The 15449-nt window shown below is 69.6% G+C and carries 11 protein-coding genes and 1 pseudogene; 1 reads left to right on the top strand and 11 read right to left on the bottom strand.

Translation table 11 applies throughout. The annotated features are described in order from the left end of the window. Positions 1-95: 95 nt before the first annotated feature. On the bottom strand, positions 96-1517 hold the full coding sequence (locus AC0KS4_RS19210; RefSeq protein ID WP_225328948.1) for a WS/DGAT/MGAT family O-acyltransferase: 1422 nt from the start codon (positions 1515-1517) through the stop codon (positions 96-98). Positions 1518-1746: 229 nt separating this feature from the next. Here AC0KS4_RS19210 and AC0KS4_RS19215 point away from each other — a divergent pair, with 229 nt between their 5' ends. Then, positions 1747-2271: an Rv3235 family protein gene (locus tag AC0KS4_RS19215; protein ID WP_225328949.1), complete on the top strand. Its 525-nt coding sequence runs from the start codon at positions 1747-1749 to the stop codon at positions 2269-2271. Between the two features lie 9 nt (positions 2272-2280). Here AC0KS4_RS19215 and AC0KS4_RS19220 read toward each other — a convergent pair whose 3' ends face one another. From AC0KS4_RS19220 to mtrB, 10 genes and pseudogenes are all read right to left on the bottom strand, one after another. After that, positions 2281-3432, bottom strand: a complete 1152-nt coding sequence (locus AC0KS4_RS19220; protein WP_225328950.1) for a cation:proton antiporter — start codon at positions 3430-3432, stop codon at positions 2281-2283. Positions 3433-3436: 4 nt separating this feature from the next. After that, positions 3437-3919, bottom strand: coding sequence for a cation:proton antiporter regulatory subunit (locus AC0KS4_RS19225; protein ID WP_225328951.1), 483 nt, complete (start codon positions 3917-3919; stop codon positions 3437-3439). A 61-nt stretch (positions 3920-3980) separates the two neighbouring features. Next, positions 3981-4745 carry a methanethiol S-methyltransferase gene (gene mddA / locus AC0KS4_RS19230; RefSeq protein ID WP_238956681.1) on the bottom strand — a complete coding sequence of 255 codons (765 nt, stop codon included), beginning with the start codon at positions 4743-4745 and terminating at the stop codon, positions 3981-3983. Between the two features lie 91 nt (positions 4746-4836). Further along, positions 4837-6391, bottom strand: a pseudogene (locus AC0KS4_RS19235) (HD domain-containing phosphohydrolase). Positions 6392-6423: 32 nt separating this feature from the next. Then, complete coding sequence (locus AC0KS4_RS19240; RefSeq protein WP_238956682.1) at positions 6424-7170, bottom strand: hypothetical protein; 747 nt, start codon at positions 7168-7170, stop codon at positions 6424-6426. A gap of 132 nt (positions 7171-7302) precedes the next feature. Next, complete coding sequence (gene secA, locus AC0KS4_RS19245) at positions 7303-10134, bottom strand: preprotein translocase subunit SecA (RefSeq protein WP_225328953.1); 2832 nt, start codon at positions 10132-10134, stop codon at positions 7303-7305. A gap of 194 nt (positions 10135-10328) precedes the next feature. Continuing rightward, a complete protein-coding gene (gene hpf / locus AC0KS4_RS19250; RefSeq protein ID WP_225328985.1) occupies positions 10329-10997 on the bottom strand; it encodes a ribosome hibernation-promoting factor, HPF/YfiA family in 669 nt (222 codons plus the stop codon). A 303-nt stretch (positions 10998-11300) separates the two neighbouring features. Then, positions 11301-11933, bottom strand: a complete 633-nt coding sequence (locus AC0KS4_RS19255) for a ComF family protein (RefSeq protein WP_238956683.1) — start codon at positions 11931-11933, stop codon at positions 11301-11303. A gap of 64 nt (positions 11934-11997) precedes the next feature. Then, positions 11998-13752 carry an MtrAB system accessory lipoprotein LpqB gene (gene lpqB, locus AC0KS4_RS19260; RefSeq protein WP_238956684.1) on the bottom strand — a complete coding sequence of 585 codons (1755 nt, stop codon included), beginning with the start codon at positions 13750-13752 and terminating at the stop codon, positions 11998-12000. Further along, positions 13752-15428 (bottom strand): MtrAB system histidine kinase MtrB, encoded by a 1677-nt coding sequence (gene mtrB / locus AC0KS4_RS19265; RefSeq protein ID WP_225328956.1) that lies wholly within the window; start codon positions 15426-15428, stop codon positions 13752-13754. The genes lpqB and mtrB overlap by 1 nt, the downstream gene beginning before the upstream one ends. Between the last annotated feature and the right edge of the window lie 21 nt (positions 15429-15449).

Below are 15449 nucleotides of genomic sequence, written 5' to 3' on the forward strand. Positions count from 1 at the left end.
GTGCGGCTAGCTCGGCGCGGAGGCGTCGGAAATCGTGGGCGCGGCTGGCTTCACAGCAACGAATGATAGCCGCACGCAGGGGTTTTCACCGCCGACTAGGACCGTGACGCCTCCAGCAGCTCCTCGAGCGCCTGGCCCAGCAGTCCCGGCAGCAGGTCGACGTCGCTCATGGCCTCGCGGTCGGCGTTGATTCCGTAGTAGAGCATGCCGTTGTACGAGGTCACGCCGATCGCCAGCGCCTGGTTCTGCAGCAGCGGCGGCACCGTGTAGGTCTCCAGCAACTTGGTGCCGGCGACGTACATCTGCGACTGGGCGCCGGGCGCGTTGGTGATCAGGAGGTTGAACGTGCGCTTGGAGAAGCTCGGGAAACTGGTCGCGACGCGGATTCCCATGGCGTGCAGCGTGGGCGGGGCGAATCCCGACAGCGTGACGATGGTCCTGGCGTCCACCAGTTGGGCCGCCGTCGGGTTGGACTCGGTGGCGTGCGCGATCTGCGAGAGCCGCACCACGGCGTTCGGCTCCCCCACCGGCAGGTCGACGAGGAACGGCATGACCTGGCTGATCGCCTGGCCGGGGCCGCTCGCGTCGAGGTCGCCGTCGTCGTACACCGACAGCGGCGCCATCGCCCGCACCGTCGCGGTCGGCGACACCGCCACCCCACGCGACATCAGCCAGTTGCCCAGCGCGCCGGCGATCACCGCGAGCACCACGTCGTTGACGTCGCAGTCGTAGCGGGCCCGCACGGCGCGGTAGTCGTCGAGGTTGCCGGTGGCGACGGTGAACCGGCGATGACGCGAAACGGTGGCATTGAGCGGGCTGCTGGGCGCGTCGCCGCGGGCCAGGTTGCGCACGAAATCGAACGCCCGGCGGCCGGCGCCGACGAGCTCGCCGTAGTTGGTCACCAGGCCGCCGATCGCGGACCCGACGGCCTGCAGCTGCGCGCTCGGACCGACCAGCCACTCACCGATCGCGCCCAGCACCAGCCGGGTGTTGCCCGGGTCGCGCTCCGGGATCCAGATGTCTTCGGGGGCCGGGGGTGGGCGCTTGGTCCGGTCGCTGATGACGTGGTTGATCTCCAGCGCCGCCATCCCGTTGATCAGCGCTTGATGCGACTTGGTGTAGAGGGCGAGCCGGTTCTTGGACAGGCCCTCGACCAGGTACATCTCCCAGAGCGGCCGCGTCTTGTCCAGCGGCCGCGCGGCCAGCCGCGCGATCAGCTCGTGCAGCTGGCCGTCGCTGCCCGGTGAGGGCAGCGCCGAGCGTCGCACGTGATAGGTGATGTCGAAGTCGTTGTCGTCGATCCACACCGGCCGGACCGTGCCGACCGGCACCTCCCGGACCTTCTGCCGGTAGCGCGGAATCTGGGGCAGCCGCTGCTCGACGGTGCCCAGCAGCGTCTCGTAGCTCAGCCCGGCACGCGGACGGCGCAGGATGGCCAGCGATCCGACGTACATGGGCGTGGCGGTGTTTTCCAGCCGATAGAACGACGCGTCCGGCGGGGACAACCGGGTCACCATTCGGCGCAGTCCTCCTCGTCGATTCATCGCCTGTCGCCTCAAGCGATGTCTCGCCCACCGTAATCGCCCGCCCCGGGGCGCGCGTCGGGATGGGGACGCGCGATCGCAGAGTTATGTAATGATGACCACTGTCTGCCCCTCTCCAGCAGGCTTCCGGTCCGGCCGAAGAGTTGGAGAGTGCGCGTTGAACAGTAGCCCCGTTGCGAATCCGCCTGGCGCCTTCACCGTCATGCCCGTCGTCGATTACGAGCCGGAAACCCGGGACGTGCCGCGTGCCGTCCCGCCGTGCCGGCCGGCCTCGCGGGCCCCGTTACGCCGCCGCAGCGCACACCCTGCGCCCCGGCCCTACACCGGGCAACCCAGCAGAGCGCCGGCGCCGGATTCGGCCACGGTCATGTCCGCGCGGATGCGCCAGGCGGCGAGCTTCGCCGACGCCGCGCTGCGGCGCGTGCTGGAGGTCATCGACCGGCGCCGCCCGGCCGCCCAGCTGAATCCGTTGCTGGCGCCCAGCCTGGTGGATTCGGTTGTCGCGGTAGGGCGTTCGGCCGCCGGGCAGGCGCACGGTCACGCGGGTGCCGCGGTGTTGCGCCGCCTGCGATTACAGCCGGCGGGCCACCGGGACCCGGACACGGCGGCCGAGGTCTTCGGCTCCTACAGCCGCGGGAACCGCATCCACGCCATCGCCTGCCGGGTGGAGCAGGTGAGCCTGGCGAGCGGGGTCCGATGGATGGTGGTCGCCCTGCACATCGGGTGACCGCGCCGGTCACCTCGCCGCGGCGGCCGTCCGCGGACCGCCGGTATAGCGGGTCAGCACCGGCCCCATGATCGCCATGACGAAAACGTAGGACGTCGCCAGCGCGGCGACGGCGGGCAGCGACTTGCCGGCCAATCCGATGATGATCAACGAGAATTCGCCGCGCGCGATCAGCGCGGTGCCCGCGCGCAGTTGACCGCGCCGCGCCACCCCGTCGTGCCGGGCGGCGAACATCCCGGTCGCCACCTTGGTCGCCGCGGTCACCGCGGCCAGGATCAGTGCCGCGGGAAGCATGGGGATCAGCTCCTGCGGGTCCACCGAGTAGCCGATCGCCAGGAAGAAGATGGCGGCGAACAGATCGCGCAACGGCCCCAGCACCTGGCGGGCCCGCTCGGCGGTTTCCCCGGTCAGCGTCAGGCCCACCAGGAATGCGCCCACGGCGGCCGAGGCGTGCAGCGACTCGGCCACCGCCGCCACGATCAGCGTGATGCCCAGCACCCGCAGCATCAGCTGTTCGGAGTCGGGGTGTTCGACCAGCCGGTCCACGTGGTGGCCCCAGCGGTAGGAGGCGGCGAACGCCGCCATCAGGGCGCCCACCGCCACCACCATGCCGCCGACGGCGCGCAGCCACCCGCCGCCCGACGCCAGGACGGCGAACAGCGGCAGGTAGGCGGCCATCGCGAAGTCTTCGAGCACCAGCACCGAGAGCACCGCCGGTGTTTCCCGGTTACCGAGCCGCTGCAGATCCTCCAGCAGCCGTGCGATGACGCCCGACGAGGAGATGTAGGTGACGCCGGCCAGGCACAGGATGGCCACGCCATCCAGTCCCAGCAGCCAGCCGGCGATCGCGCCGGGCGCGGCGTTCAAGACGACATCGACGGCCGCGGACGGCAGGTGATGGCGCATGCTGCTGGAGAATTCGGCCGCCGAGAACTCGCAGCCCAGGGTGAGCAGCAGCAGCACGACGCCGATGGGCGCGCTGGTGGTGATGAACTCCCCGCCGGCGGCCATCGGCAGGATCCCGCCATTGCCCAGGGCCAGGCCCGCCAGCAGGTACACCGGGATGGGCGACAACGCGAATCGGCGTGCGGCGGCGCCCAATACGGCCAGCGTGGCCAGGAGGGCGCCGAGTTGTAGCAACAGCGTCCCCGAGATTTGCACCGGCTCAACCTTTGTCGATGATTTGCTCGACGCCGGCGATGCCGTCTTCGGTGCCGATCACGATCAGAACGTCCCGGACATGCAGCATCTCCGCGGGGCCCGGCGAGGCCAGCACTTCCTCGTTGCGCACGATGGCGACGATGGACGCCCCGGTGCGGGTGCGGGCGCGGGTGTCTCCCAGCGGGTGGTCCACGAACGGGCTGCCCGCCAGGATGTGCACCTGCCCGGTCTCGAGCCCGGGTATCTCGCGGGCCAGCTCGGTGAACCGCTCGGCGATCCGGGGCGCCCCCAGGATCTGGGCCACGGCCTCGGCCTCCTGGTCGTTGAGGTGGAGCAGCGGCCGGGCCTCGTCCGGATCCTCACGGGTATAGACGACGACGTCGAAATCGCCGCTGCGCCGCGCGATGATGCCGATGCGGTCGCCGTTGCGATCGGTGAACTCGTAACGAAGACCGACCCCGGGCAGCAACACCTCCTTGACATCCATGCCGTCAATCCTGACAGGTCGCGCGGCCCGCCGTCAGCGGACCGCGACGCTTGCCCGAGCGCTAATGCAGCTCCGCCGGTTGGGCGGGATCGCGGCGCGGCCGGTGTCCCAGCGGCAGCAGCATCGGCACCCGGCGACGGTAGTCGCGATACTGCTCACCGAGCGCCTCCACCAGGTCGTGCTCTTCCAGATGGGTGGCGACCAGGATGTAGCCCGTCATGGCGACCGAGAACAGCAGGTGCCCGGCCGTCATGGTAGGGACCGCCCAGAAGACGATGACGAAACCGAGCATGAGCGGGTGGCGCACCAGCCGGTACAGCATCCGGGCGTGAAAACCTATGTGCGTGTAGGGTTTTCCGCGCCACGCCAGGTACACCTGGCGAAGGCCGAACAGGTCGAAGTGGCTGACCATGAACGTCGCGGCCAGCGCGATCGCCCAGCCGAGCCAGAACAACGTCCACAGCACCAGGCGCCCGGCCGGCAGCCGCACGTCCCAGACGACGGCCGGCATCGTCCGCCATTGCCAGTAGAGCAGCACCAGCACGACGCTCGACAGCACCACATAGGTGCTGCGCTCGATCGGCGACGGCACCAACCGCGTCCACCACGTCTTGAACGACGGCCGCGCCATGACGCTGTGCTGGACGGCGAACACGGCGAGCAGCACGATGTTGATCAGCACGGCCTGACCGGCGGGCGACGAGATCCCGTGATCGACGGTTCGCGGCACCCAGAAGTTTCCCAGGAAGGCCACGAGGTACAGGAATGCGGCGAGAAAGAGCAGGTAAGCGGCGGCGCCGTAACCGACTATCAAGAATCGCTTCATTCGCTGATTGTGCGCCTCGCCGGCGCGTTTGAACATGGGGCGGATGCCTCATTTTCGGCCGCGCCCGGCACGTTTCCGGCCGTCGTCCGGGTTAGCTGGGCGCCGTGGTCACCAGGCCGTGCCGCAGCGCGTACATGCTGGCGCCGATGCGGTTCGATACGCCGATCTTGGCGTACGTTCGCTCGACGTGGTTGCGGGCCGTCTTCTCGCTGATCACCAACGATGCCGCGATCTCCTTGTTGGAGGCACCCCTCGCAACCAGGCGCAGCACCTCGATTTCCCTGGGGGTCAGGCCATCCGGCCGCGGGGTCGGCCGTTGCGCGGGTTGGCCGGCCGCGTGCAACACCGCCTCGACGGCGACCGGTTCGAGTTCACCGGCCTGCGCGCGCCCGCGCAGCCGGCGGGCCGCCGCCTCGGCCGGCATCGCTTCCCGGTACGGCCTTGGCTCGCAGGCGGACTGGTAACGGACGGCGGCGGCAGGATGCGGTCCGGCATGTGCAGCGCGGGCCCGGCCAGCCCGCGCGGATACCCCGAGCCGTTGAGGCATTCGTGGTGATTGCCCGCGACCTCGGCCAGCTGCCGCACCCCGGGGACCTGGTTGAGGATCCGTACCGTCAGGTACGGATGCAGCCGTACCCGCTCGAATTCCGATGCGCTCAACGGTCCCGGCCGGGACCAGATCTGATTCGACACCCCGATGCGGCCGAGGTCATGGACGTGGCCCGCGCGCCGGGTCAGGGTCACCGCGTCGGCATCAGCCCGGCGGCCAGCGCCGCTTCGCCCGCGAGCCGGGCCACCGCGCGCGAATGCCCAAGGGTGAACGGGCATTTCAGGTCGACGAAGTCACCCAGCGCGACGAGCAACGCGTCCAGCGACGAATCGTCAAGTCGCTGATGGCGATCGGGCGCCTCGCCCAGCGCCGCCGCCCACGCGTCGCCGGCCGGCGGCCCGGCCAGGATCGCCTCGGCGTCGCGCAGGAACGCGTCGGCGACCCGGGGATCGAACTGCCCGCCGCGCCGGCCCCGCACCATGGCCGCGGCGCCGGCGACGCCGTAGGTGCGGTGGTGCACCTCGACCATATCGGCGAGTTGCGCGATGCGCATCTGGATCGGGATGGCCTCGCCCCGGGCGCCCGCGGGCAGGCCGCCGCCGTCGTAACGCTCGAAGGCGAACGCGAGCGCGGCCTGCACGTCGGAGCCCAGGCCGATGCGATCGGCCAGCAGGGCCGCCGACGCGCAGTGCGAGTGGATCAACCGGGAGATGTGACCGCGCGCGTCGGCGAATAGCGTTGCCATCACGGCCATTCGATGCGCGAGCGGCTGGCCGCGACCGACGTTGCTCACCAGGAAACGCAGGTAGGGAAACCCGGACCAGTCGACCAGGTAGGAGTCATGGCGCACGGCGATGTCGTCGCCGAACCATCGCGCGTATTCGTGGGAGTCCGCGTGGCAGCCGATCCACATGATCAGGGTGGTGTAGTAGGCGCAGTCGCGCTGTTCTGCCGCCAGCCCGAGTCGGTCCGCGAGCCTGGTCGCGATGAGCGCCGCCCGGAGCATGTGCTCGGCGGGCTGGCCGAGGCCGAGATCGATCGCCACCGACAACGCCGCCAGCAACTCCGCCCGCGTCGGTAGTTCGGGCTCTGACATGAGCCTCATTGTGCCCAGCTAACCGCTGCCGGTCACCCGATTGGGACGGTGCGCCGCACGGCCTGATGCCGGCCCGGGTCGAAGGTGTCGAAGTGCCCGGAGCCCACCGCGAACACGCCGCGTTGCGGCGGCCGGAAGCCGGCCAGCCTCGCCTGCGGGTGCAGCGGCCCGACCGGTCCGAGGTCCACCTCGCGCAAGATCGTCCGCGAGTGCCTCACCGTCCACACCCGCGCGGGCGCGATCATGAATCGCTGGCCGTTGGGCACGGTTCCGGCGAGCCGGATCCGCCCGGCCCGCAGCGTCGGCCCGGCGACTCGACCGAGGACGGCCAGGACCGCCCGATTGGTCCACGCCCACGTCGGCAACCGCTCGCCGATCGTGCTCATCAGCCGCGTCGACCATGTGGCGTGGAGATCGATCTGCCAGGCCAGCAGGCCCGGGATTTCGACGAACAACGACCACGGCGTGACCCAGGCGACGTCGATGTCGCACTGGACGGCGTCGTGGCGGGTCGCCGCGGAGAAGAAGCGGGCGCAGCTCTGTGGACCCGGCGTCGTCGCGTAAAAGGTCCAGGCATCGTCGGGGTCGCGGTGCCACACCGACCGATAGCCGGGCGAGAACGACGTCGCCGGGAATTGCCGCAACGCCAGGTAATGCCCGCTGGCGAAGGGAAGACCCATGACGCCGAAACCGACGAAGCGTTCGTCACTTCCCGCGGGCAGGACGGGGTGGTGCAGGACGGCCGTGGCGGCGTCGAGCGGGGTGCGCGCTGTGGTCATGCCGGGATGGTCCACGCGAACGTCGCCCCCGCGCATGGGGCGGATGCCTCATTTCGGCCACCAATGTGCGGCCTGTCGCACGCTCGGTGCCGAGTGTGCGACCAGCCGCGCACTCGCGCGGACGGTGGGCCGCTAGCGCCGCTTCACCGATTTGGGTGGCTTGGCGCCGCGTCCCTGTTGCCGCGCCGCCGCGCGGCGCTCGCGCCGGCTGGCGCCCCCGGGAACCCCGGCCGGCGCCTTGGAATCGCCGCCGTTGCGCTGCACCTGCGCCGAACCGTCCTCCGACGGGCCGGAATAGGTGAGCGCGGGCGCCTGGTTGTCAATCCCCTTGGCGCGCAACGTACTTGGGGCCTCTTCGCGCACGGCCGTCGTCGTGGCGCCGCCCTGCTGTCCGGCCGCGGCGGTGGCGAATTCCTCCAGGCCTTCGGGCGCCTGGACGGGGGCGACCTGCGGGGAGGGCACCGCCTCGACCGTGACGTTGAACAGGAAGCCGACGGACTCCTCTTTCATGCCGTCGAGCATGGCCATGAACATGTCGTAGCCCTCGCGCTGGTATTCGACCAGCGGATCGCGCTGCGCCATCGCGCGCAGCCCGATGCCCTCCTTGAGGTAGTCCATCTCGTAGAGGTGCTCGCGCCACTTACGGTCGATCACGTTGAGCAGCACGTTGCGCTCCAGCTGCCGCATCGCGCCCTCGCCCGCGATCTCCTCGAGCTCGGCTTCCCTTGCGGCATATGCGTTTTCGGCGTCCTTGAGCAACGCCTCGAGCAGCTCCTCACGGGTGAGGTCGTCGCGCTCGGAGTCGGCGTCATGGTGGGTCAGCGGCTCGTGGTCGATGCCGACCGGGTACAGCGTCTTGAGCGCCGTCCACAGCGCTTCCAGGTCCCAATCCTCGGCGTAGCCCTCGGTGGTCGCGCCGTCGACGTAGGCGGTGACGACGTCGCGGACCATGTCCAGCGCCTGCTCCTTGAGGTTCTCGCCCTCCAGGATGCGGCGGCGCTCGGCGTAGATCACCTTGCGCTGCTGGTTCATCACCTCGTCGTATTTAAGGACGTTCTTGCGGACCTCGAAGTTCTGCTGCTCCACCTGGGTCTGGGCGCTCTTGATCGCGCGGGTGACCATCTTGGCCTCGATGGGCACGTCGTCGGGCAGGTTCAGCCGGTTGAGCATCGCCTCGAGCGCGGCGCCGTTGAAGCGGCGCATGAGCTCGTCGCCCAGGGACAGGTAAAAGCGCGACTCGCCCGGGTCGCCCTGGCGGCCGGAGCGGCCGCGCAGCTGGTTGTCGATGCGCCGCGACTCGTGCCGTTCGGTGCCCAGCACGTACAGACCGCCGGCCTCGATCACCTCTTCGGCCTCTTTGGAGGCCTCCTCCTTGACCTTGGGCAGTTCCTCGTGCCACGCGGCTTCGTACTCGTCGGGTGTCTCCACCGGGTCGAGGCCGCGCTCACGCAGGCGCAGGTCGGTGAGGAAGTCGACGTTACCGCCCAGCACGATGTCGGTGCCTCGACCGGCCATGTTGGTGGCCACCGTGACGCCGCCGCGCCGGCCGGCGACCGCGATGATGGTCGCCTCCTGCTCGTGGAACTTGGCGTTGAGCACGTTGTGCGGGACGCGGCGCTTTTGGAACTGCCGCGACAGGTATTCGGAGCGCTCGACGCTGGTGGTACCGATCAGCACCGGTTGGCCCTTTTCGTAGCGCTCGACGACGTCGTCGACGACCGCGATGTACTTGGCCTCTTCGGTCTTGTAGATCAGGTCGGACTGGTCGGCGCGGACCATCGGCTTGTTGGTGGGGATGGGCACCACGCCGAGCTTGTAGATCTCGTGCAGCTCGGCCGCCTCGGTCTGGGCGGTACCGGTCATGCCGGCGAGCTTGTCGTAGAGCCGGAAGTAGTTCTGCAGCGTGATGGTGGCCAGCGTCTGGTTCTCGGCCTTGATCTCGACGTGCTCCTTGGCCTCGATCGCCTGGTGCATGCCCTCGTTGTAGCGGCGGCCGTAGAGCACGCGGCCGGTGAACTCGTCGACGATGAGGACCTCGCCGTCGCGCACGATGTAGTCCTTGTCGCGGTTGAACAGCTCCTTGGCCTTCAGCGCGTTGTTGAGGTAGCTGACCAGCGGCGAATTCGCGGCCTCGTAGAGGTTGTCGATGCCGAGCTGGTCCTCGACGAACTCCACGCCGAGCTCGTGCACGCCGACGGTGCGCTTGCGCAGGTCCACCTCGTAGTGGGTGTCCTTTTCCATCAGTGGCGCCAGCCGGGCGAACTCGAGGTACCAGTTGGAGGCGCCGTCGGCGGGGCCGGAGATGATCAGCGGGGTGCGGGCCTCGTCGATCAGGATGGAGTCGACCTCGTCGACGATGGCGAAGTTGTGCCCGCGCTGGACCAGGTCGTCGAGCGAATGCGCCATGTTGTCGCGCAGGTAGTCGAACCCGAACTCGTTGTTGGTGCCGTAAGTGATGTCGGCGTTGTAGGCCACGCGGCGCTCGTCGGGTGTCATCTGGGCGAGGATCACGCCGACGTCCAGGCCGAGGAAGCGATGCACGCGGCCCATCCACTCGCTGTCACGTTTGGCCAGGTAGTCGTTGACGGTGACGACGTGCACGCCCTTGCCGCCGATGCCGTTGAGGTAGGCCGGCAGCACCGAGGTCAGCGTCTTGCCCTCACCGGTCTTCATCTCGGCGACGTTGCCGAAGTGCAGCGCCGCCGCGCCCATCACCTGCACGTCGAAGGGGCGCTGGTCGAGCACCCGCCAGGCCGCCTCCCGGGCCACCGCGAACGCCTCGGGCAGCAGGTCGTCGAGGCTCTCGCCGTCGGCGTGCCGCTTCTTGAACTCGTCGGTCTTGGCCCGCAACTCGGCGTCGGTCAGCTTCTCGATCTCGTCGGACAAGGTGTTGACGTAGTCAGCCACCCGCTTGAGACGCTTGAGCATGCGACCTTCGCCAAGGCGCAGCAACTTCGACAGCACAGCTATGTCCTCTACGGTTTGATCGCCCGGCTCCTCGTCATCGCGCTACGCGCTCTGCGTCGTCACCGGGCCGGATCGGAGTCTTTGGCGACACCCATCCTAGGTGACGTCGCTCTTTGGGCGCCGAACGTCGACTTCTTGCGTCAATCTGCGTGAAATCTCGCAATAAGTCGACGTTCGGCGGGGTGAGGGGATCAGCCCAGGCGGATCAGCCCATAGTCATAGGCGTGGCGCCGGTAGACGACGCACGGCCGCTCGGTGTGCTTGTCGTGGAACAAGAAGAAGTCGTGCCCGACGAGCTCCATCTCGTAGAGCGCGTCGTCCACCGTCATCGGCGTGGCCGGATGCTCCTTGGTCCGCACGATCCGCCCGGGCTCGTGGTCCGACTCCACACCGTCGTGATCGGCCGGCGCCTCGGGCGCGCCGCGTGCCGGTTCGGGCGGTGGCACCGCGGTGGCGGCGGCCAGCGACACCGGCGTCTTGTCGCCGTAATGGACCTTGCGGCGGTCCTTGACGCGGCGCAGCCGGCTCTCCAGCTTGTCGACCGCGGACTCGAACGCGGCGTAGAAACTGTTGGCGCACGCCTCCGCCCGGCTCACCGGGCCGCGGCCGCGGGCGGTGATCTCCACGCGTTGACAGGATTTGCGCTGCCGCCGGTTGGGAGCGTGCTTGAGCTCGACATCGAAAAGGTAGATGGAGCGATCGAACCGCTCGAGGCGGGCGAGTTTTTGCGAGACGTACAGACGGTAATGATCGGGGATTTCTACGTTGCGGCCTTTGAACACAACGTCGGCGGTGGTTGTCGGTTGGGCTTGCCCATCGGCGATGGAAGAGGGTTGGTCCAGAATCTGACCGGAATCCACGGATAGCCTTGACATACGTGACAACTCGTTTCTCTTTACACGTCGCACGCGCGTTGCGTGCCCGGCTGACTTGATGCGCCGACGAGGTGAGAGCGGTTCGAGACTGGCTACCGCCGCAGGCTGCCCGCCGGTGCGAGGTGTCGATTACTCACCCCTTCCCGCAAGTGGGGCTCAACCTGGGAATATCCCGACCAGTGAGTCAATGAATGTTGATTCCGACGTTAGCTCGTGTTCGCCCACCCATGCCACTAATTTCGCCGAGCTGTTGCGAGTTCTTCACAACCTCATGGCTGTCGCACAGTCTCACGCGGCGGCGATCGCCAGCACCGCGACGACATGGACCCCGGCGGCCTGAAGCACGCGCACCGATTCGCGCGCCGTCGCCCCGGTGGTGACGATGTCGTCGACGACCATGACGTCGGTGCGCGGCGGCCGGCCGCGCAGCACGACCCGGCCCGCGATGTTGCGTTCGCGCGCGGCCGTGCCGAGCCCCACCGAGTCGCGGGTCAAGGCCTTGATGCGCAACGCCTGGGCGACGGAGATCTCCGGATGCTGCGCCACCGCGGCGCGGGCCAGCCGGGTGACCGGGTCGCCGCCGCGCCGGCGTGCGGCCGAACGCCGGGTCGGTGCGGGCACCAGGGTCAGTGGGGTGTCGACGATCCCCCACGCCAGCAGCCGGTGCACCCCGAGGGCCAGTGCGCGCGCCAGCGGCGCGACGAGATCGGCGCGGCCGTGTTCCTTGAGCGCCAGGATCGCCTGCCGGCGGGCGTTGGCGTAGCGGCCGAGCGCGAACACCGGGACGCCCGCGTCGATGCGCGGGTTCACCACGTGCGGCTCGTCCGGCCTGACGGCCAGCTCGGTGGTGCAGGCGTCGCACCAGCGCGTCGACGGGGCGCCGCAGCCGCCGCATTCGGCAGGCAGGAACAGGTCGAGCATGGCGACAGTGTGACGGCCGGGGCCGACATGAGCAGGGCCGGCGCTAGCCCGATGGCGGCGACCGTCAGCCCGGCAGCACCGGCGCCGCGCCGGGAACCGTCAGCCCGGGCACGTCCAACCAGCCCTGCTGACCGTCGGCGGACGGCGAATACTGAAGCACCCCTTCGGGACCCGCGACGTAGGCCGTGGACGGGTTGGCCACCACGGTCGTCACCGGCATCTGCAGGCCGCGGGCCGGCGCGTCGGAATTCACCCCGTCGATGTTGACGTACGAGACCGGATGGTTGGCGTCGGTGCGGGTCACCACGATGTCGTCGCCGGTGCGCCAGGACAGCGACACCACCGAATTGCCCAACCCGAAGCCCAGCCTCCGCGGATACGTCAGGGCGTACTGCCCGGCCTGGGTCTGCTCGACGCTGGCGAGGATCACCTGGCCGCCGATCACCATCGCGGCGCGCGTGCTGTCGCGGGACAGTTGCAGGTCGGTGATCGGCCCCGGGAACCGGGTGGCCACCGCCACCGAATCCACCGGAATGCGCGCGGGTTGCCCCGACGCCGGCTCCTGAATCGCCCGCAGCACGTTGTTGCCGTCGACCACCACCCACACCACGTCGTCCAGCGACCAGGTGGGCCGCGACAGGCTGTGCCCGTCGGCGGACTGCACCGCTTCGGCGCCCAGATCGCCGATCCACAGGGAGGCCGCCATGTCCGGGGCGCCGCGATGCAGCGTCACCACGGACGCCACCTCCCGGCCGCTGCGCGACAACGCGGCCCCCGTCTGATCCCCCATGCGACCGAACGCGCCGGGCACCATCGAGGTGCGCTGCCCGTCCAGCGACACCAATGAGCCGTTCACCAGGGCGTGCAGCCCGGCGCCCGCGCCGTCGGCCACGCCGGGGTCGGTCGCGGCGACATCGGAGGTGGTCCACCCGTCGCGGAACCGGTCGTCCAGCGGCGCGCCGTCGGCGTTGATCACGTACGGGCCCCGGATATCGGCCCGGGCCAGCGTCCAAATGATCTGCGCCGCAACCAATTGCCTGCTGTGCGGATCCGTGGTGGACAGCTTCTCCAGGTCGACGCGCGCACCGCCGTACCCGCGGCCGATCCCGTTCTTACCGCCGTCGGCCCGGGTCACCGGCCCGCGCAGCCGCAACGGCGGCGCGAGCAGGTTGCGGACCGTGTGCGCCATCTCGGGCCGCGGCCCGCCGATCACCTTGGAGACCAGTTCGGTGGCCAACTGATCGTGGTCGGGCACCGCGACATAACGCGGATCGGGGACCACGGTCTTGCCGGTCGGGTCGGCGAAGTAGAGGGTGTTGCGTTTGTACGTCGCCTGAAACTGCTGCCAGTCCAGGAAGACCCCGTTGGGCAGGCGGTCGATGCGCCAGCCGCCGGAGGTCTTGACCAATTCGATCGGCCCCGGGTCGGGCAACACTCCCTCGGCGGTTTCGAACACCCCCATGTCGGACAGCGAGCCCAGGATGTCCGCCCGCATCGTTGCCGAAACACGTTCGGCCGCACGGGTTTCGACGAACACGACGTGGTCGATGAGCAACGCGCTACCGGCGTCGTCCCACGAGTTCGACGCCGACTGGGTGAGGAACTGGCGGGCGGCCAGGTGCCGGTTCGCCGGATCGGCTGTGGCCTTGAGGAATTCGCGCAGCAGCACGTCGGGGTCCATGCCCGGGGTCGGCTTGGGCAGGTTCGACGGCGCCGGCCGCTCGACGGTGCCGATGGCTTGGGGCGCCGACGAGCTGGGCACCCCGGCACAGCCGGCGAGCAGCATGGCCAGCATCAGCAGGCCCAACAACCGCCGCATCACAGGGTCCTCTCGGCCGGCTCTCGTTGCCGCGTGCGGTCTTTCGCGTGCTGTGGGCCGGTGGGCGGGGGTTGCGGAATCGGCTTCATGGGCAGCGGGCTCGTGGTGACCTTGTGGCCGCGAACCAGCGGGAGCGTCAACCGGAAGCACGAGCCGTCGCCCGGTTCGCCCCACGCCTCCAGCCGGCCCTGGTGCAGCCGCGCGTCCTCGATGCTGATCGCCAGGCCGAGCCCGGTGCCGCCGGACCGGCGGACCCGCGAGGGATCCGCGCGCCAGAACCGGCTGAACACCAGCTTCTCCTCACCGGGCCGCAGCCCGACCCCGTAGTCGCGGACGGTGACGGCGACCGTGTCCTCGTCGGCGCCCATCCGGATCTTGACCGGCTTGTGCTCCGCGTGGTCGATGGCGTTGGCGATCAGGTTGCGCAGGATCCGCTCCACCCGGCGGGTGTCGACCTCGGCGATCACCTCGTGCGTCGGCAGGTCCACCTTCAGTTCGATGCCGGCGTCCTCGGCCAGGTGCCCGACGTTGCTCAGCGCGTTCTGCACGGTGGTACGCAGGTCGACCGCCTCGACGGACAGCTCGGCGACACCGGCGTCGTGCCGGGAGATCTCCAGCAGGTCGTTGAGCAGCGACTCGAACCGGTCCAGCTCGTTGACCATCAGCTCGGTGGAGCGCGCCAGCGTGGGGTCGAGGTCCGCGCTGTGGTCGTAGATCAGGTCGGCGGCCATGCGCACCGTGGTCAGCGGGGTGCGCAGCTCGTGGCTCACGTCAGAAGTGAAGCGGCGCTGCAGGTTACCGAACTCCTCCAGCTGGGTGATCTGACGCGACAGGCTTTCCGCCATGTCGTTGAACGACATCGCGAGCCGCGCCATGTCGTCCTCGCCGCGCACCGGCATGCGCTCCGACAGGTGCCCCTCGGCGAACCGTTCGGCGATGCGCGAGGCCGACCGCACCGGCACCACCACCTGGCGCGACACCAGCAGCGCGATCCCGGCCAGCAGCACCAGCAGCACCGCGCCCCCGGTGATCATGGTGCCGCGCACCAGCTGGATGGTGGCCTGTTCGTTCTTCAGCGGGAAGATCAGGTACAGCTCCAGGTTGGCCACCTGCGAGGACGCCGGGGTGCCGACGATCAGCGCCGGGCCCGAGAATCCGTCGGTGTGCACGGTCGCGTACTGGTAGGACGCCTGCCCGGCCTTGACGAAGCCGCGCAGGGAATTGGGCACCTGGTCGACGGGTCCGGCCGTGGTCGCGGCGCGCGGACCGTCGCCCGGCACCATCAGCACCGCGTCGAACGCGCCGGCCATCCCCGCGCCGGAGGCCGGGTCGGTCTTGGAGGTCAACGTGTTGCGGGCCAGCTGGAGGCTGCTGTCCAGCGAGCGCGCCTCTTCGCCGTTGACGATCCCACCGACCGTGGTGCGCGCCCGCTCGATCTGCTCGATGGCGGCCTTGACCTTGACGTCGAGCACGCGATTGGTGACCTGAGAAGTCAGTACGAAGCCGAGCGCCAGGATGACCGCCAGCGACAGCCCCAACGTCAGCGCGACGACCCGCAACTGCAACGAGCGGCGCCAGGCGACTGCCACGGCCCGACTCACCGCGCCCATGCCGCGAGTCATGGGGCCGGAGCGCCCCCAGCGGCTCCGAGTGCGTCGCCGGGAGCCCCAAATCACCGCCGGCGCTCTCCCTTACGA

The organism is Mycobacterium sp. NTMscope_MAC_12, from assembly GCF_976985675.1.